Below are 17439 nucleotides of genomic sequence, written 5' to 3' on the forward strand. Positions count from 1 at the left end.
AGGCAGTATAGGGCCTATTCATAAATCAAGATATGGGCCACAGAAGGGCGAAAGTATCTGATCAATTGCCAGCAAATCTGTATCTTCGGCATTCAGAAAATGCCCATGCTCAAAAAGCTCATTACTCCCAAAAGTGTCGGAAGCTTCCTCAATTTTTTAGCTTTGATTTGGCCCTCAAAAACAGGGGCTATTTCCTTCCGCTTATTCTGTACTCCTCAGAAAGGGCGTAGCTATACGAGCAAAGATGAACGCTTTCTTTCGAAAGCAAAACAGGAGAAAATAGCCTTGTCAGATTTCGAAATCCAGACCTATGAATGGGAAGGAAGTGGCAAGAAAATCCTGCTGGCCCATGGTTGGGACTCTAATGCAGCCCGCTGGAGAGGCCTGATACCCGTTTTACAAAGAGAAAATTATAGCATACTTGCTTTGGATGCACCTGCGCATGGAAGATCAGGTTCCAAGCTGGCAAATGGAGTGATCTATGCGGAGGCGATTGGCAAAGTGATAGAGAAACATAAGCCCGACTATGTTTTGGGGCATTCGTTCGGAGGTATGGCCGCTGCATTTTACTTTGCTGATCCCACTGTTCCGTCAGTGGAAAAATTGATTCTGATGGGTACTCCTTCTCGCCTGTCTACAATTATGGAAAACTTTAATGAGGTGCTTGGGCTAAATGAAAGAAGCCAAAAGGCTACTGCCCGGATTTTCGAAGAAAAGATAGGTTTCCCGATTGAATTTTTTGCGGTAGAGAGATATATCAAAGAAGCGAAAATATCCGGCCTGGTCATGCATGATGTCGGCGATCCGGTTGCCCCTTTTTCTCAAGCCATAGCAATTCAGGAAAACTGGGCGAACTCAACTTTTTATCAAACAGAAGGATTGGGCCATAGCATGCAGGCAGGAAGCGTATTTAAGCGGATTATTGCTGAGTTAAAAGGAAGGGGATAATTGTAAGTCCCTGATTTTTTTCTTTCATTGGGGTTAAGGGAAAGCTTTTTTGTAAAACCCATCAACCTATGATTATGCAAATCTTGTCAACACGAATTGCACAAATCCTTTGTGCCTTATTTTTTGTTTTCCTCCCACTTTTCTCGATTTCTCAGGATATAAATCCCTACGAAAAGAACCTGCATCGATTCGATGAAATGATGTATGTCCTGACCTCAAAGTGGGTAGATAATGAGGAGAAAGCCTGGAAAGAATATCTACAAGCTTTGAAGAAGGAAGGTTTTGAGTTCAAAGAAAACCCCTCCCATTCCTTACAATATTTTCATGATTCTGTTAGCCTGGAAAAGGGGATCCAGCTGAAAAGCTATATCACCTCATCAGGAAAAGAATGGGCCTATGTCCTTTCAGCAGATAATACAGAAGAGATGGTTACTCAATATAAAGCCTATCAAGGTGTGTGGACCCGCAATAGAGAGAAAGGGATAAGGGGAATCGGGGAAAATGCATCCCGTGGAGCGAACAGGAAGTTCGGACAATATATTATGTATCACACGGGAGAAACCCTATCCAGTATTTTTGCTTTTGTCCTGCGCGACAATAAAATGATGGTAGTAGGCATGCAACTCGATTTTCCGGTTCAGGAAAAGTATGACGAACTCAGTCATGAAAAGCGCATAAAAGTCAGAGATAAATATGAGCGCTTTCAAATCCTGTTGGATAAGTTTTCTGATAGTTTTATTCATCCGGATTCATGGCTTAAAAAGCCCCTGAGAGGAAAGCAATTGACAGCCGAACAAAGACTCTATGGATTTACCCAATTCTGGACAGAGGTAAAGTACAATTTTGCCTTTTTCGATCAGGTCCCGGACCTGGATTGGGATAAAGTCCTCTACGAATATTTGCCCATCATCCAGCAAGACCAAAGCAATGAGGAATATTTCAGAACCCTCAAACTGATCTGCGCGAAACTCGGAGATGGACACACCAATATTTATCCCCCAAGAGAAGAGCTTGATTGGCCCGGCATACAGTTGAAAAATTTTGGAGGGAAAGCTTATGTTGTCAATGTGAAAAAAGACTTTGCGGAGGAAATCCCTCTGGGAACAGAAGTCCTTTCTGTGGCGGGAATTTCAACCGATACCTACCTGAAAGAAAAGATTTTCCCCTACATCAGTTCCTCTACCGATCACATCCGATACAATTGGGGGATACGGGATATGCTGGATGGGAAAAAAGGGACAGAAGTGATGCTAGCGCTAAAATTGCCGGACGGAAAATTGAGGGAGAAAAAAATGATTCGGAATAAGGAATTAGGAGGAGACTGGGTAAAAGGAAGGGACCAATGGCAATTATTCAACTTAACCATTACGGAGGATAATTTCGCCCATGTCAAACTCAATAGCTTCGGGCGTGAAAATATTATAGAGGAGTTTGAGAAAAGGCTGGATAGCATCAAAGCCTGTAAAGGCGTGATCATTGACCTGAGGGGAAATGGAGGGGGAAGTTCAACGATTGGCTATGCGATCCTCAATCATTTTACAAAAAAGCCCTATAAAGGCTCTCTTTCTCGGACCCGAGACCATAGAGCGGCTCACAAAGCCTGGGGCAAATTTGTCGATGCAGATACGCCTTTGGAAGATTTGAGTGAATTCGACCAAAGATCAAGGCTTACTTTCAAAGGAGAATACTGGCATGAATTCGAGTTAAGTGAATATCAATCTGATGTCGAAGAAATCATCGACTTGCCCGTGGTGGTATTGATAGGCAATAATACGGCTTCTGCTGCTGAAGACTTTTTGGTGGCTTTGGATCAGGTAGGAATCGCCAAACTCATTGGTTCCCCTACTTTTGGGAGTACCGGCCAGCCTTTAATGATGGATTTGCCCGGAGGAGGAAGCGCTCGTATCTGTACCAAAAGAGATACTTATCCGGATGGGCGGGAGTTTGTAGGCTATGGGATTCAGCCTGATTATAAAGTTGAACAGAGCGTTGAGGATTACCTGACAGAAAAAGATGTGGTGCTCACATATGCGGTCGATTTTCTAAAGAAAAATCCAGGCTTTGCCAAAGACAAAAAATAAATCCTTATGAAAAGATTTCTCCTGATTTTAGCGACACTTCTTTTTCTTTCGGGAGAAATCTTTTCCCAAAAAACCGACAAACTCGACTTTGTTTATGTCGGTAATATGGGCGTTTTGATCAGCAATGGAAAACAAAGTCTGGCTATAGATGCCTTCCATGTTTTCTACAATGAAGCTTATCTAAATCCTTCTCCCGAACAGGTGCGAAGCTTGATGCAAGGTCATTTTCAAAATTATCCGGCAGTCGAAATGGCACTTTTTACCCATGTGCATGGAGATCATTATTACAAAGGATACGGAGCGGACTTTGTTGAGCTAAATGAAAAAAACTGGTTGGTGGCAGCTAATCAAAGTTGTCAGGAAGCGCGCGAAATCCTAATGGGAAAAGGGAGTGGGCAAATCAAAGAGGTGCCTTATGATCATTCCGAACTCTTGCTGGAGAAAGGAGATATCAAAGTAAAAGCCTTTCGACTGGACCACGCTAATCCTTCCCGACATAGTGGGACCCAAAATGTAGCTTATATAGCTACAGTAGGAGGCTGCAAGTCCTTACATGTAGGAGATACGGAATGGGATGCAGTCGAAAATATTTTTCCCCGACATAAAGTTTTAGAAGAAAAAATCGATGTGGCAATTCTTCCTTATTGGATGCTGCTCTACGATGATCCCCTTGGGCATGTGAAAAAATACATCAATCCCCGCAAAATTATCGCCACCCATATTCCTCCCGATCTCTCTGATTCAGATGCAGAAAAGATGAAAGAGCTCTTTCCGGGGATTGTATTATTTCAGAAAATAGGAGAGGACAAATTATCCTGGTAGCTAAGGATTGCTATTGTCCGATATTAGAATCAGACCTGCGCATACAAGCCTTCCAAATCTTTGATCATATCTTCCCCGCTTCGATAGCCTCTGCTCAATAGATAATATTGATCCTCTTTTTGTGCGACCATACTGGGAAATCCTCGGATGCCCATACCTGCTGCCAATTGGAAATCTGCTTTGGTGTTCTCCTTCATTTCCTCTGACTCAAAGAGCTTTTTGAAAAGAGTTGTGTCCAGTTCAAATTGCTCAGCTATTTCCAGATAGGTTTCGACCTTGCCGGTATCTTTATTTTCCTTGTAAAAGGCCTTTTGAACGGCATGATAAAAATCCAGGGCTACTTCAGGCTTTAAGGTACGAGCGGTTTCCACTCCTCTGCATGCAGGTTCTGTATCATAAATGAAATCTCCCTGTTCGAGAATATCATAAGAAAACTCCTGTCCACTTCTCGCTTCCACATGATCCCAATGTTCCCGAAGGAAATTTCCGAGTTCAGACATGGTTTCAGTTCCATTAGGACGTAGGCCTCCCAGGACCAGTTGAAAATCCAATTGAGGAAATGTTGCCAGCACTTTCTCCAATTCCGGCCCAAAGCCATAACACCAGGAGCACATGGGGTCTCCTACATATATCAATTTATTTGCCTTCTCTTCCATATTAGCTGCAATTACAGATTTATTTATCTCCCCAAAAGTAAACCCTCAGACATATAACAGGTTTAAGAAATCCCAGCTGGCTGATTCGCAATTTCCCTTTCCTCTTAGGAATGATTAATTTATGAGAAACCAATTTATTAAGAGAATTTATGAATCCTACTATTGCGGGCGATCTAACTGCTTTTCGTGCAGAAACCCATGCCTGGCTGGATGAAAACTGTCCACAGAGTCAGCGTGCACCAGTAAAGAATGGCTTCGAAGATATTTTTGCCGGGGGACGTAATCCCCATTTCCATAATGAAGACCAGAAAGTCTGGTTCGAACGCATGCGAGATAAAGGCTGGACTGCTCCGACCTGGCCCAAAGCCTATGGAGGTGGAGGTTTGAGTCCTCAGGAAAATAAAGTGCTGGAGGAAGAAATGGCTAAACTGGGTTGTCGTAAACCTTTGTGGAGCTTTGGCCTGATGATGTTGGGGCCGGCACTTCTGCATTATGGATCAGAAGAGCAAAAGCAAAAATACATCCGTGAGATTGTAAACGGAGAGATCTGGTGGAGTCAGGGATATAGTGAGCCGGGATCAGGAAGTGATTTGGCTTCTCTCAAGACCAGTGCGGTCGATATGGGAGATCATTATGTAGTAAATGGTCAGAAAGTATGGACTTCTTATGCGGATAAATCAGATATGATTTTCTGTCTGGTAAGGACTGATCAGGAAGCACCCAAACATTCCGGCATTTCCTTTTTGCTTATCGATATGAGATGGGAAGGAGTAAGTACCCGTCCGATCAAATTGATTTCCGGCAAATCTCCATTCTGTGAGACCTTTTTCGATAATGTAAAAGTGCCTAAAGAGAACATTGTAGGGGAAGTAAATCAGGGTTGGAGCATTGCCAAAAACCTGCTTACCCATGAAAGGACTTCTATTGGTTCACTCTTTAGCAATATTTTCCCCATCCATGAATTTGCCAAAGAAAAAGTTGGTCTGGAGAGTGGAAAACTGGCTGATCCGGTTTTGAGAACAGAAGTAGCGCGATTGATGATCGACTCTCTGGGCTTAAAATATGCGATTGAGCAAACCATAGATGAAGCAAAGGCGGGTCAGCAACCCGGAGCCAAGTCTTCCTATTTCAAATACACAGGTTCGGAATTGAATAAGACCCGAAACGAACTCATGGTAGCTTTAGCGGGCTATGAAGGTTTGCATTGGGGAGAAGATATCAAAGAAGGCAAGATCGCGCGTGATATGTGTCGTACCAAAGGAAACTCCATCGAGGGAGGAACTTCTGAGATTCAATTGAACGTCATTGCCAAGCGTGTACTTGGACTACCCACATTTAAAGGATAATCACCGGAATCAAATAAGAATAACAAATGGCTTTAATACTAAGCGAAGAAGAAAAAATGCTCAAATCCTCCGCGAAGGAGTTTTTGGCAGAAAGAGCTCCGGTGGAAGCTTTGCGCCGATTGAGAGATAGCCAGGATAATTATGGCTATGATCGTAGCCTGTGGAGGGAAATGGCTGAAATGGGCTGGACCGCTCTAACGATAGATGAAGCCTATGGAGGGCTGGGTTTTGGCTATGTAGGCCTCGGACAAATCATGGAGGAATGTGGCCGCACCCTGGCAGCTTCTCCTATGGTTTCTACCGCCTTATTGGGAACTACCGTTATCTCTTTGGGAGGAAGTGAAGCACAAAAGCAGAGTTTACTCCCCGAGATCATGGAAGGCAATATGATTACCGCTCTGGCTTTCGAAGAAAAAAATTCACACAGACCTTTTGATGTATCTACTACTGCTGAAAAGTCTGGAGAGGGCTACAGGATCAGTGGGAAAAAAGTCTTTGTTCTGGATGGTCATGTTGCAGATAAGCTCATCGTATCAGCTATTGCCGATGGAGAGCTAAGTCTTTTCATTGTAGATGCTAAAGCTTCCGGAATCAGCATAGAGCGTAAGTTCATGATGGATAGCCGAAATGCTGCGACGGTAAGCCTTGAGGGAGTAGAAGTAAAAGCAGATGATAGAGTAGGAGGGAAGGACGTTCTGGAGAAAAGTCTGGACATCGCGCGTATCTGCCTTTCGGCTGAGATGGTAGGCTCTATGCAAGAGGCTTTTGATCGGACAATTGCCTACCTGAAAGAGCGTCAGCAATTTGGGGTGCCGATTGGAAGCTTTCAGGCACTACAACACAGAGCGGCTCATATGTTTAGTGAAATTGAACTTTGCAAGGCGATGACTTTGAAGTGCCTGCAAGCCATTGATAAAGAAGATAAACATCTGGCAGCAAAAGCCAGTATGCTCAAAGCCAAAGTAGGGGAGGTCCTCAAATTGGTGAGCAATGAAGGCGTGCAGATGTTTGGAGGAATCGGGGTAACCGATGATGAGGAAATAGGCTTCTTTATGAAGCGTGCCCGTGTTGCCCAGCAAACCTTCGGGGACTATAATTACCACCTCGATCGCTTTGCCAGCATAAATGGATTCTAGCAAATAGATATATACTATCACGAAAAGGTTGAGGTGAGAGTCTCAACCTTTTTTTATTTTAGCCTTCTGATTCCAAAACCGAACCCATGAGATTTTATACGTGTCTATTTTGTTGTCTGCTGTTGATTTCTTGCCAAATGCCAGAAAAAGAAAAGAAATCAGAAGTGGCGGATAAAAATTCTGAGCAGCTTGAGCAAACCCCTATCGAAGAAATGCCGACTATCTCTATACCTGAAGGGATGGAACTTTTGGGGGAAGCAGAAGGCGATTTGAATCAAGATGGTATGCCTGAACGAGTTCATATTTATGATACAGGAGAAGAAGTCGAAATGGGAACCAAAAGAATGCTCTACGTATACCAGGCAGAGGGAGATAAATGGGAGATCTGGCATAAAAGTTCCGGAGCCGTTTTACCCAGTCAGCATGGAGGAATGATGGGAGATCCTTTTGAAGCTGTTCGCATCGAACGCGGATCTCTTGTCCTTGACCATTTTGGGGGGAGTAGGGAAAAATGGAATTATACGCATCGGTTCCGCTATCAGGGAGGTGCTTTTGAGTTGATCGGGGCAAGTGTACGATTTGGGGCTCCCTGCGATTATTGGGATCACTTTGATTATAACCTTTCTACCGGACGTATAGATATAAAAATGGAAACAGAGGATTGTGATAATGAGGACAAGTCTAAGCAGAAATCCTTTACATTCACCGAAAAGAAAGAAAAGCTACCTCAAATGGATGGCTTTTATCCCGGCAATAATGAGGTAGCCCATAGTGAATCCGGCGCCTCTTTCTATTATTAATCCACAAAGATCATTTACAACAAAGCTCACATGATAAAAAAATCGATCCTGATCATCACTTCCCTTATACTGGGATTTTCCAGTCTTTCCGCTCAATCTCTGTACGAAAAAGATTTTGAGTACTTTCTGAAAACCCTGGAAGAAAATTATGCCTATTTCGAAGGCCGGGGAACCAATTGGGAGCGGGTGAAAGAGATTTACATCCCTCGAGTAGAGAAGATCAAGGATCTGAGCAATTTTATCCGGCTGATCGAAGAGATATGGAATGAGTTATACAATGGGCATATGTCCATCAATTTCAATTTGCCTTCTTCCAGCCGATTGCTTCCTCAAGGGGCTGACTTTTGGGTAGAATACAGAAATGGGGAATTTGTGATTGTCGATCTACGAGAGGGATTCAATGCAGAGGAAGTCGGCTTAAAAGCGGGCATGAAGGTTACCCATTTCAATGGGGCTTCGGTCATCCTTGCCTTGCAAAAATACCTGCCCAAATCCTTTACCGATTATGATGCCCGAACGTATGAACATGCTGCGAATGTGCTACTGGCCGGAACCCATGACCAGGACCGAAAGATCACAGCCGTTTGGAAAGGCAAAAGCAAAGACTACTTTCCGGATGTGACACCCAATAGAACCGCAAATTTCCAGATGCCCGGCTTACTTTCCACCGAAAAAATGGAAGGGAATATCGGCTACATACGCATCCACAATAGCCTGGGAAATACCGAATTGATTAAGGAGTTTGATAAGGCCCTGGACGGTATGATGGATACGGAGGCTTTGATTATAGATCTGCGAGAAACAGCTTCCGGAGGAAATACCGTAGTGGCTCGTGGATTGATGGGAAGATTTATTTCGGAGGAAAAGCCGTATCAAAGACACCGTTTCCCCTATGAAGAGAAGTTTTTTGGGATCAAAAGAAGCACCATGGAATACGTTTCTCCGAGAGGAAAAATCTATGATAATCCTTTGGTCGTTTTGGTGAGTCATTGGACTGCCAGCATGGGAGAAGGGATAACAATCGCTTTTGATGCGATGGATAGAGCAAAAATTGTAGGTACCAGGATGGCGGGATTGCTGGGAGCCATCGACTGCTACCAAATGAAAGAAACTTCCATGCAGTTTTGCTTCCCCACCGAACAACTCTTTCACGTAGATGGAACTCCTCGGGAGGATTTTGTGCCGGAGTACTTGATGAAAGGGAGTAAAGATGCCTTAGCCAAAGCCCTGGAATTGCTCAAGAAATAAATGATTTTGCTTTCCTAACTTAGACAGATGAAACTCCCTTGCTTATTCTTACTCTTATTTTTTTTCCTCTTTTCCTGTAGCCCAAAAGAAAAGGAAAAACGAATACTCGGACACCATTTGGATGACTTTCAGGCTTGTATGGATGATCCGGACGAAAGCTTTGATAATATCAGGGATCTTTCTTTGGGCTATTCGCTTTCCTATCCGGAGTACTGGGAGCATGAGACTCGCTCAGATTCACTTTTTGAGGAAATCTCTGCCTATCGACATATCATAGACACCCTCAACTTTGAGATTCTGGATAGTCATAGCATGGCAGTTTCTTATTATGTAGATGAGATTGAGGATTTGGATGAATTTATAGAGGGGTTCATGGGAGCTTTTTCAACAGGTAGACTGCCAATAAATAAAGGGAAAGGCATAGCTTTTGGAAAGGAATGTTATTGGATATTGATTGAAGATGATATGGGAGACTATAAGAATAAAGTTCTTACGCTTATATTTCCGACAAAGGATAAAAAGCATGTAATAATTTATAATTACGCCGCATATTCTACTGATCAATGGTATAACAATATTTGCAATATGCTAGGGTTCAAACAGGATGTTTAGAAAATTTCGATCCATGAAGATCAAAGAGAATCAAGTCTTGCTCCGCTCCCTGAACATGGCGGATGCAGCACCTATGGCTCTTTTGGCCAACAACAAAAAGATTTGGGACAATGTGAGGGACTATATGCCTTATCCCTATCATGAGCAAAATGGGATAGAATTTATAGAAATGGTCCATAAAGAAGATCGTCCATTGACCTTTGGCATTAGTTACAAAGGCCGACTTGCGGGAGTAATTGCTTTGGTAGCCCAGGAAGATATTTATCGGAAAACAGCTGAAGTCGGATATTGGCTGGGAGAACCATTTTGGGGGAAAGGAATTGCGACACAGGCCGTGAAAATGATCACCAAATACGGTTTCGAGCAGATGGGGTTTATCCGCATTTATGCAGGGATTTTCGAATATAATGTAGGCTCGATGCGGGTGTTGGAGAAGAATGGATATGTTAAAGAAGGCATCTTTGAGAAAGCCCTCATCAAAAATGACCAAATCTGGGCTGAGCACCGATACGCTATTCTAAAGCCGTAATTGTCAAGTAAATTTGTGGATTAGATAGGATTTCTTCACAAGTTGTAATATATTGCTATTCAAAGGATTGACTTCCTTTTGGGGTAAAATAATAAACATCTTTGTTCCAGATACTATGCGAAGGACGCTTTCAGGCCTACTACTTCTGCTCATTCCCTTTTGTATTTTTTCCCAAAGCATTTACGATCTGAGTCCGATTCGGTCGATTCAGATTCAATACTATAATCCTGCCTATGATTCTATTCTTCAGTCTCATTGGCAGTTGCAGGATGGGCATCGGGAAATGGCGCGCCTGACGATGGATGGGATTTTGTACGATAGTGTCGGGATTCGGTATAAAGGAAATTCTACTTTCGGCATTACCCAACAACAAGGACTGCCCAAATTTCCCCTCAATATCGACATGAATGAGTATGTCAAAGGGCAGAAATTGCTGGACTCCAAAAAACTCAAACTTGCCAATTCCATTTTTGATCCCACTTTCGTCAAAGAATATTTGGCCTACTCGATCTATCGGAAGTACATGCCTGCTTCCCGGGTCAATTATCTTAGGGTAAATACCAATAATTCATATACCGGATTGTACGTTAACGTAGAACCTGTCAATAAGGATTTTCTCGAACGACATTTTGATTATAAGAAAGGAACCCTCTTTAAGTGTGATCCTATCGCTCAATTTGGTACAACTCCCACCTTAGAGCCGGATCTCAGCTGGCTGGGCACTGATTCGACGGCTTATTTTCAGGGCTATGAACTTAAGTCAGATGAGGGCTGGAATGATCTGGTGGAACTGATAGATGTACTTAACAATCGCCCCAATGATATCGAAACCGTCTTAAATGTCGATCGGGTGCTCTGGTACCTCGCTGTATCTATGGTTATCCCTAATCTGGATATGTACAATGGCTATTTCGTACACAATTTCTATTTGTATAAGCATAAGAATGGTCTCTTTCAGATCATTCCCTGGGACCTGAGTGAGTCTTTTGGAGGAATATTGCTCAATCTGGATTATGTAGATGAAAATGATATTGTTCAATACAGTCCCTTTCATGGTGGAGACCCTTTCGTCAGCCGGCTTCCCCTCGTTCATAAACTCCTCATTCAGGAAGAATATCGTTTGCGGTATGGTGCACATTTGCGAACGGTGATCGAAGAGGTTTATGATACAACTTTACTGGCTACTGAAATCAATCAGATACAGGCAAGTATAGAGTCTCTGGTTATGTCAGATGTGAATCGGGTATTGCCGGATGATGCCTTTAGAGGAAATGTCAGGGAAAACCTGGACTTGCCTATCGTAGAGCTGGGAGGTATTCTCAACATTGTCAATCAGCGCAAACCTTTTTTATTGGGACATCCAGAAATTGCCAAAATAGCACCTCAGATTACAGGAGTTCGTCGCAATATAGAAAGTCCCGAACCCGGAGAAAGTGTGTGGGTAAGAGCTAGCATTGATCAGGCCACAGAAGTATCCCTGATGACGACCATTTCCGAGTACAATTCGCATTTTCTGTCTACGCCTATGTTTGATGATGGACAGCACCAGGACGGAGCGGCCAATGACGGAATCTACGGGGCTGAAATCCCGCACAAGGATTTGGGAACAATTGTCAAGTACTATGTCAAAGCCAGAAATGTTGATGCGATGATGCTGAATCCTCGTCGGGCAGAATATGAATTCTATTCCTATGGTTTGGGAACGACCGGCATCGCTGATGAGCAATTAGAGCCTTTTCAGGTATTTCCCAATCCTGCTAGCAGCCGTATTCAGTTAGATGCAGGGGAGACTTCTTTTTTGAAGGGGAAGCTGATGTTACTGGATTTGAGAGGAAAGCCTGTTTTTGAAAAAGAGATTTCAGGTGCGCCTGGCAGTTTTACTCTGGATCTGCCTCAATTGGCCAAAGGGATTTACCTCATTCATATGGAAGGGAAAATGCCTCAAAGGCTTATGATCCGCTAATCCTGTTTTTTCTGTTCTTCCAGCCAATCCTGGGTGATCTGGTCAAGCATTTTTACTTTGTATTCAAAATCTCCTTTCAGGCGATCTCTGATCTCTTTCATATTGTCGAGTAGCTCCTGCATATTTTCTGTGTCGGGAATTGCTTCAGTGAGGTATTCTCGCATCCGTTTCGAAATGGTTGGAGATTTACCATTGGTGGAAATGGCGATTTTTAGATCTCCTTTTTTTACGACAGAGCCTAAATAAGCATCGCAAAGTTTTGGGGTGTCGGCTACATTGGTGATTATATTACGATTTCGTGTAATAGTTTTGATGCCTTCATGTAACTTCGGATCATCTGTAGCTAAAATCACCAAATCTTTATGGTCCAAATCCCTTTCTTCGAAAGGCCTTTCTATGAGTTCTACAAAGGGATGAGCTTCTGCCAATTCACGTATCTCCTCTTGCAAAATTTCTTTAGCAACAAGGGTGATCCGGGCACGAGGACAATTTTTCAACAAAGCTTCCAGTTTTTCCAGTCCTACATAGCCGCCTCCGACCACCAGGGTGTGGATTTGATCGAGTTTGATGAAGATGGGGAAAAGGGTATTTCCGGAATCCTGGTCCATGAAGCTCATATGAAATCTTATTTTATCTCGCTGAGAGGGTTAAGAATTGAAAACTTAGTCCTAAGTTCACAAAAATTAGAAGCTTTAGCTATGCGAATTCAAATTCTTCTTTTGTCTTTTTTCCTATTGGGCCTGCCTCATCTCTTTGCACAGGAGGAAGCTACAGATTTTAAAAAGCTGACCCGCGTCCCTAAATCAATTCCAGAAATATCCGGGATTTACATTCAGGGAGATAGCATTTGGTCGCATAATGACAGTGGAGGAGATCCGGTTCTCTTTGCTTTTGACGTAGAAGGAAATTTGCTGGACTCAGTTTATATAGAAAAAACCCAAAATCAGGATTGGGAAGAGTTGACCCACGATGAGCTTGGGAATGTGTATATCTGCGATTTTGGGAATAATAACAACCAAAGGGAAAACCTGAGGATTTTCAAGTACCATCCGGATCAGGGCTGGTTGGGAACCATCTTCTTTAAGTTTGAGGACCAGAAATCTTTTCCACCTGCTTCTGATCAAAGGAGGTTTGATGCAGAGGGAGCCTTTTGGTATGAAGATTCCATTTATATCTTTAGTAAAAACCGCAGTGGCTTCTATACCTATATGTATGTGATCCCGGATATCCCAGGCACCTATACGGCCGTTTTAAAGGATAGTATTGATCTTAAAGACCGCATAGTTACGGCAGCTTCTTTGAGCCCTGATAAAAGCAAGATGGCTTTGCTGGGTTATACCCTGGACAGGAAGCATGGTTTTCCCAAATTTCTATCCAGCCTTTTTGTCTTTACGGCTTTCACTCCCGGTAACTTTTGCGATGGAGAGATGCTTCGAATAAAACTTCCGCACCGACAATTTGAGGCGCTAGATTTTAGAACGAATGACCTAATCTACCTTGGGGCAGAAAAAACACCTATTCACAAGCCGATACTTGGAGAAGTTGATCTCACCCAATTGAAATACAGTCCTGCAAAAGAGTAGCTACCAGGTCTTATACCAAACGCGGAATACCTGGTACCAGCGTTCGGTTTGATTGTAGGGAATTTTGAGTTCCGGATCTTCGCTTCCTTCTTCGCTCGGATTATGGATATTGGGGAGAAGAATGGTTTCGATATTGAGGACTTTGAGATTGGGCTCTGTCTCCATCCATTCATTCATTTTTATCTTGGTTTCTTCCAGGGCTTCCATTTCTCTTTTTCCGAAAATATTGGGCCCTGCAGTTACACGGGGAACAAAATCTTTGAAGGTGATCATAAGCAGCTAAATTATTGAATACCTATCCGGAAAAATCCTCTTTGATAATTTTGCGAATGCCTTCCAGATAAGGCGTTGGTTTCATACTAAATTCCAATTCGAATTTACTACTATCAAAAATATAATCGCGATCGTACTGGTAATTCATTTCGGGTAATTCTCGCATGACAGGCACAAAGATGCCAATGAGTTTCAGCATGAAATTGGAGATGGTGCGCACTTTCGCCTTTACCCCAAATTCTTTCGCGATCAATTCTACCCATTGCCTTCCCGTAGGAGGCTGAGGAGCGGTAGGTAAGTGCCAGCTTTCTCCATATGCATCAGGTGTATTCCCGAGTAGGGCTGTAGCTTTAGCTGCATCAGGAACATAGGTATAGGAATGCTTATAATCCAGGTCTTTCATCCACATAGCTTTCTTCCCTTTAGACAAGGGAGTAATCACAGTATCTCGCAAGACTCCATTTCTTTCCAAACCCGGCCCATAAAAATCAGCTGAACGAGCGATCAGGGCTTCCAAACCCTCTTCTCGAACAGCCATCCAAAGCATATCCACAATTTTCTTTCGAATTTTTCCTTTTTCACTGCTGGGATTATGTGGCGTTTCCTCATTCATGGGAGCGAGATGACGAGGATCATACATATAGATATTGTCGAAGAAAACCAGTTTCGCTTTATGGGCAAGACAGGCATTAATGACATTCTTCATTGTAATGGGCCACATGTCGGCCCAGACTTTTATAGAATAGGGATAGCCGACGATGAGGTAAACAATTTTGGAGCCTTTTACAGCTTCCATCACTTCTTCAGCTTTTGTCAAATCTGCTTTTAAAACTTCATCTTCGGGATTTACTTTTTGGGGATTTCTGCTAACCAGTCTGATTTTATCGGTATGTGCTTTCAGGGCTTTCGCCAATTCGTTGCCAACGCTACCGCCGGCTCCAAGGAGGGTTTGCATATAGAGCTTTTAACATAAAGACTTTCGCTACTTGCGAGAGTTTGAATTAACAAAATAAAAGCCCGCTGCCTCCAGCTTTTCTGCTGAAAGTTTTATTTTCATATGGGCCAAAGCTAAAGTTGTTTTTCAAATTGATTCTCTTCTGGCCAGGGTTGAAGGTCAACAATATTATCTATCGCTACCTGCCCTTCCTCCATGAGGCCATCCTTCGCATCCCAGATTCTCCAGTTCATAAAAGGAATCCCCAGAGGCTGAGATTCAACGAAGATGCATCTCAATTCTCCAGACTCCCAATTGCATCGTTTTTGAAGTGCTTTTAGCATTTGTTCGCTATGGAGATGTCCGTCTCCGAAATTCCATCCCAATGCGACTCCCGCTACTAATTCCCCATCTCTCCAGGTATATTCTTCAATATTATCTACTGCCTTGGGGAGTAAGCGATGTAAGGCCCGGGCATGCATATGCATCATGCGAAAACTAATTACCCGTGACAGTAGCATCTCTTTGGTCGATTCATCATAAAAGAGGTCTAGCTGCTTACCTACAGTCTTGGAAGCTTTCACCACATGTTCATCTATTTTTTCTTCTGCATTTCCTTTAAACAACCAAATACTATAGGGCCAGTTACCGGCATAGTACCTCATCGAAATGAGGAAGGAAACAGCTCTGGGGTAAAAATTGCCCAGCAATTGTAGGGCTAAGAGACAGATCAATAAAGCCGTGATCAAAACAGGCGAACTTATCCCAAATATGCTAAGCTCTGCATGCTGGCCAAATAATACATAGGCGCCATAAACCATCATGAAATTCCATTCTATGGGAACTCCCATGGGAATGTTGGAGGTGATAAATAAATGGAAGAGAAACATGACGATCAGGCCGATTTGTACGACTTCCGGACTTCCTCCAAATAAGAGAAGCAAGGGAAAGCCGTATTCCAGTGCAGTCCCTACATGGGCAAGAAAACCACTAAAGCGACTCGCCCGGAGGTCTTCAGGATAATTTTTATAGAGTTTTTTCTTGATCCAGTTGATTCGCATGACGGCGCTATTGCTAAGCATGACGCCTATCACGCCTGGAAAATGGCGATTCAGTTTTGAAGTCGCAGCCCAGAACCATACGCCCCACCAGACGATTTTTGTGCCTGCTATGGCATCCTCTGGAAAGAGAAAACAAAAAGTTGCGATCCAATAATGCTCAGCCCTGGCTGCGAGGAAAATGGTTCTATCTAATAGGCCCAAAAGGGGCAATAGGATCAGTGTGGGAATCAATAGGTCAGGTGTGCCAATGAGATCGGGTGCAATCAGACATCGAATAATCAGGCCTATATGCAATAGGTAAAGTCCTACATCGAGGATATTGCGCTTATCTCCCCCAATCAAGGGAGCATCCGCCAGTAATGGCAACTTGATGGTTGAAGGTCTGGCAAAATGAAGGATTCCGCCAAAAGGGGGAAAGTAGCGAGCGGTCAAGGGTCCACTTCCGGAAGCTAAGCCAATTCCCTCAAACAACATACTCCAGAGGATGGCTTTCAAAAAGGCTTCGGGATGGTACCACCAGGTCGAAATGGTATCCAGGCCACCTAGTTTAGTTGAGAAGGAACAGAATACGGCCCATAACCAGACATAGAGAAGGATCTTCAGGATGTAAAATCCATAAACACTAACAGGGGCACCGTATCCCTGGGTGGCCCAGGCCTGACAGAGCATTTTAACTCGGATTGGGAAGGGTTTTTTCTTCCATTCATCAAAATCGAAAGGAAAGGGCTGAGGGGCTAGTAGTTTCATAGTTCGTAATAGAGTTCCAAACTAATATTACGATAATTTGAGGAATCTTTGGGAATTAATTCCGCATATCTGGCTTTTCTTATTTGAAGGAAGGGCTATGTTTTGAGGTGTATTTCCACCTTTTTTAATAAAGGTGGAGCCAAAAATCGCAGAGCCCAAAGCCAGCCGCACAAGCCGCCCCATTTCCCGATGGGCTCTGCAGGGCCAACGCACTTGTGAAGGGATTGGTTTGTTTCGAATGGTTTATAAAGGCTATTCTAATGGTGTCACAATGAGCGAGGTCGAGCTGTTTCACTCTTCTTTATTTTTTCTTATTGGGTGAAATATAGTCTGAGGTGTATTTCCACCTATTTTAATAAAGGTGGAGCCAAAAATCGCAGAGCCCAAAGCCAGCCGCACATGCCGCCCCATTTCCCGATGGGCTCTGCAGGGCCAACGCACTTGTGAAGGGATTGGTTTGTTTCGAATGGTTTATAAAGGCTATTCTAATGGTGTCACAATGAGCGAGGTCGAGCTGTCTCCCTCTTCTTTATTTTTTCTTATTGGGTGAAATATAGTCTGAGGTGTATTTCCACCTTTTTTAATAAAGGTGGAGCCAAAAATCGCAGAGCCCAAAGCCAGCCACACATGCCGCCCCATTTCCCGATGGGCTCTGCAAGGCCAACGCACCTGGGTAATGGGCATGGGGTTATGTTGATTA

The 17439-nt window shown here is 43.3% G+C and carries 16 protein-coding genes; 11 read left to right on the top strand and 5 right to left on the bottom strand.

What is annotated here, in order from left to right:
* The first annotated feature begins 105 nt into the window (after positions 1-105).
* The 3 genes from R8P61_28890 to R8P61_28900 all read left to right on the top strand — a co-directional run bounded on the left by R8P61_28890 (position 106) and on the right by R8P61_28900 (position 3851).
* Positions 106-948, top strand: coding sequence for an alpha/beta hydrolase (locus R8P61_28890; protein ID MDW3651129.1), 843 nt, complete (start codon positions 106-108; stop codon positions 946-948).
* Between the two features lie 74 nt (positions 949-1022).
* Complete coding sequence (locus tag R8P61_28895) at positions 1023-3029, top strand: S41 family peptidase (protein ID MDW3651130.1); 2007 nt, start codon at positions 1023-1025, stop codon at positions 3027-3029.
* A gap of 6 nt (positions 3030-3035) precedes the next feature.
* The gene (locus R8P61_28900; protein ID MDW3651131.1) at positions 3036-3851 is read left to right on the top strand and encodes an MBL fold metallo-hydrolase; all 816 of its coding nucleotides are present in this window, start codon (positions 3036-3038) and stop codon (positions 3849-3851) included.
* Between the two features lie 29 nt (positions 3852-3880).
* Here the strand turns inward: R8P61_28900 and R8P61_28905 are convergent, their stop codons facing one another.
* Entirely contained in the window at positions 3881-4507 is a 627-nt protein-coding gene (locus tag R8P61_28905) for a DsbA family protein (GenBank protein ID MDW3651132.1), read from the bottom strand.
* A 149-nt stretch (positions 4508-4656) separates the two neighbouring features.
* Between R8P61_28905 and R8P61_28910 the strand changes: the two genes are divergently transcribed.
* The 7 genes from R8P61_28910 to R8P61_28940 all read left to right on the top strand — a co-directional run bounded on the left by R8P61_28910 (position 4657) and on the right by R8P61_28940 (position 12141).
* Positions 4657-5853, top strand: a complete 1197-nt coding sequence (locus tag R8P61_28910) for an acyl-CoA dehydrogenase family protein (GenBank protein ID MDW3651133.1) — start codon at positions 4657-4659, stop codon at positions 5851-5853.
* A 26-nt stretch (positions 5854-5879) separates the two neighbouring features.
* A complete protein-coding gene (locus R8P61_28915) occupies positions 5880-6989 on the top strand; it encodes an acyl-CoA dehydrogenase family protein (GenBank protein ID MDW3651134.1) in 1110 nt (369 codons plus the stop codon).
* 137 nt (positions 6990-7126) lie between these two features.
* Positions 7127-7789: a hypothetical protein gene (locus R8P61_28920; protein MDW3651135.1), complete on the top strand. Its 663-nt coding sequence runs from the start codon at positions 7127-7129 to the stop codon at positions 7787-7789.
* Positions 7790-7819: 30 nt separating this feature from the next.
* Positions 7820-9037, top strand: coding sequence for a S41 family peptidase (locus tag R8P61_28925; GenBank protein MDW3651136.1), 1218 nt, complete (start codon positions 7820-7822; stop codon positions 9035-9037).
* A gap of 27 nt (positions 9038-9064) precedes the next feature.
* Complete coding sequence (locus R8P61_28930) at positions 9065-9649, top strand: hypothetical protein (protein MDW3651137.1); 585 nt, start codon at positions 9065-9067, stop codon at positions 9647-9649.
* Between the two features lie 13 nt (positions 9650-9662).
* Positions 9663-10178: a GNAT family protein gene (locus tag R8P61_28935; protein MDW3651138.1), complete on the top strand. Its 516-nt coding sequence runs from the start codon at positions 9663-9665 to the stop codon at positions 10176-10178.
* Between the two features lie 115 nt (positions 10179-10293).
* Positions 10294-12141, top strand: coding sequence for a CotH kinase family protein (locus R8P61_28940; GenBank protein ID MDW3651139.1), 1848 nt, complete (start codon positions 10294-10296; stop codon positions 12139-12141).
* On the opposite strand, the gene R8P61_28945 is transcribed toward R8P61_28940, so the two are convergent.
* The gene (locus tag R8P61_28945) at positions 12138-12758 is read right to left on the bottom strand and encodes a bifunctional precorrin-2 dehydrogenase/sirohydrochlorin ferrochelatase (GenBank protein MDW3651140.1); all 621 of its coding nucleotides are present in this window, start codon (positions 12756-12758) and stop codon (positions 12138-12140) included. The genes R8P61_28940 and R8P61_28945 overlap by 4 nt on opposite strands.
* Positions 12759-12839: 81 nt before the next feature.
* On the opposite strand from R8P61_28945, the gene R8P61_28950 reads away from it, so the two are divergent.
* On the top strand, positions 12840-13724 hold the full coding sequence (locus R8P61_28950) for a hypothetical protein (GenBank protein ID MDW3651141.1): 885 nt from the start codon (positions 12840-12842) through the stop codon (positions 13722-13724).
* Here the strand turns inward: R8P61_28950 and R8P61_28955 are convergent, their stop codons facing one another.
* From R8P61_28955 to R8P61_28965, 3 genes are all read right to left on the bottom strand, one after another.
* Positions 13725-13997, bottom strand: coding sequence for a hypothetical protein (locus R8P61_28955; GenBank protein ID MDW3651142.1), 273 nt, complete (start codon positions 13995-13997; stop codon positions 13725-13727).
* A 22-nt stretch (positions 13998-14019) separates the two neighbouring features.
* On the bottom strand, positions 14020-14952 hold the full coding sequence (locus R8P61_28960; protein MDW3651143.1) for an NAD-dependent epimerase/dehydratase family protein: 933 nt from the start codon (positions 14950-14952) through the stop codon (positions 14020-14022).
* Positions 14953-15065: 113 nt separating this feature from the next.
* Positions 15066-16739 (bottom strand): DUF3556 domain-containing protein, encoded by a 1674-nt coding sequence (locus tag R8P61_28965; GenBank protein ID MDW3651144.1) that lies wholly within the window; start codon positions 16737-16739, stop codon positions 15066-15068.
* Between the last annotated feature and the right edge of the window lie 700 nt (positions 16740-17439).

The organism is Bacteroidia bacterium (assembly GCA_033391075.1).
Taxonomy (GTDB): domain Bacteria; phylum Bacteroidota; class Bacteroidia; order J057; family J057; genus JAWPMV01.

Coding starts and splice junctions, on each gene's coding strand:
- R8P61_28890 (MDW3651129.1), top strand. CDS start 106: ATGCTCAAAAAGCTCATTACTCCCAAAAGTGTCGGAAGCTTCCTCAAT.
- R8P61_28895 (MDW3651130.1), top strand. CDS start 1,023: ATGCAAATCTTGTCAACACGAATTGCACAAATCCTTTGTGCCTTATTT.
- R8P61_28900 (MDW3651131.1), top strand. CDS start 3,036: ATGAAAAGATTTCTCCTGATTTTAGCGACACTTCTTTTTCTTTCGGGA.
- R8P61_28905 (MDW3651132.1), bottom strand. CDS start 4,507: ATGGAAGAGAAGGCAAATAAATTGATATATGTAGGAGACCCCATGTGC.
- R8P61_28910 (MDW3651133.1), top strand. CDS start 4,657: ATGAATCCTACTATTGCGGGCGATCTAACTGCTTTTCGTGCAGAAACC.
- R8P61_28915 (MDW3651134.1), top strand. CDS start 5,880: ATGGCTTTAATACTAAGCGAAGAAGAAAAAATGCTCAAATCCTCCGCG.
- R8P61_28920 (MDW3651135.1), top strand. CDS start 7,127: ATGCCAGAAAAAGAAAAGAAATCAGAAGTGGCGGATAAAAATTCTGAG.
- R8P61_28925 (MDW3651136.1), top strand. CDS start 7,820: ATGATAAAAAAATCGATCCTGATCATCACTTCCCTTATACTGGGATTT.
- R8P61_28930 (MDW3651137.1), top strand. CDS start 9,065: ATGAAACTCCCTTGCTTATTCTTACTCTTATTTTTTTTCCTCTTTTCC.
- R8P61_28935 (MDW3651138.1), top strand. CDS start 9,663: ATGAAGATCAAAGAGAATCAAGTCTTGCTCCGCTCCCTGAACATGGCG.
- R8P61_28940 (MDW3651139.1), top strand. CDS start 10,294: ATGCGAAGGACGCTTTCAGGCCTACTACTTCTGCTCATTCCCTTTTGT.
- R8P61_28945 (MDW3651140.1), bottom strand. CDS start 12,758: ATGAGCTTCATGGACCAGGATTCCGGAAATACCCTTTTCCCCATCTTC.
- R8P61_28950 (MDW3651141.1), top strand. CDS start 12,840: ATGCGAATTCAAATTCTTCTTTTGTCTTTTTTCCTATTGGGCCTGCCT.
- R8P61_28955 (MDW3651142.1), bottom strand. CDS start 13,997: ATGATCACCTTCAAAGATTTTGTTCCCCGTGTAACTGCAGGGCCCAAT.
- R8P61_28960 (MDW3651143.1), bottom strand. CDS start 14,952: ATGCAAACCCTCCTTGGAGCCGGCGGTAGCGTTGGCAACGAATTGGCG.
- R8P61_28965 (MDW3651144.1), bottom strand. CDS start 16,739: ATGAAACTACTAGCCCCTCAGCCCTTTCCTTTCGATTTTGATGAATGG.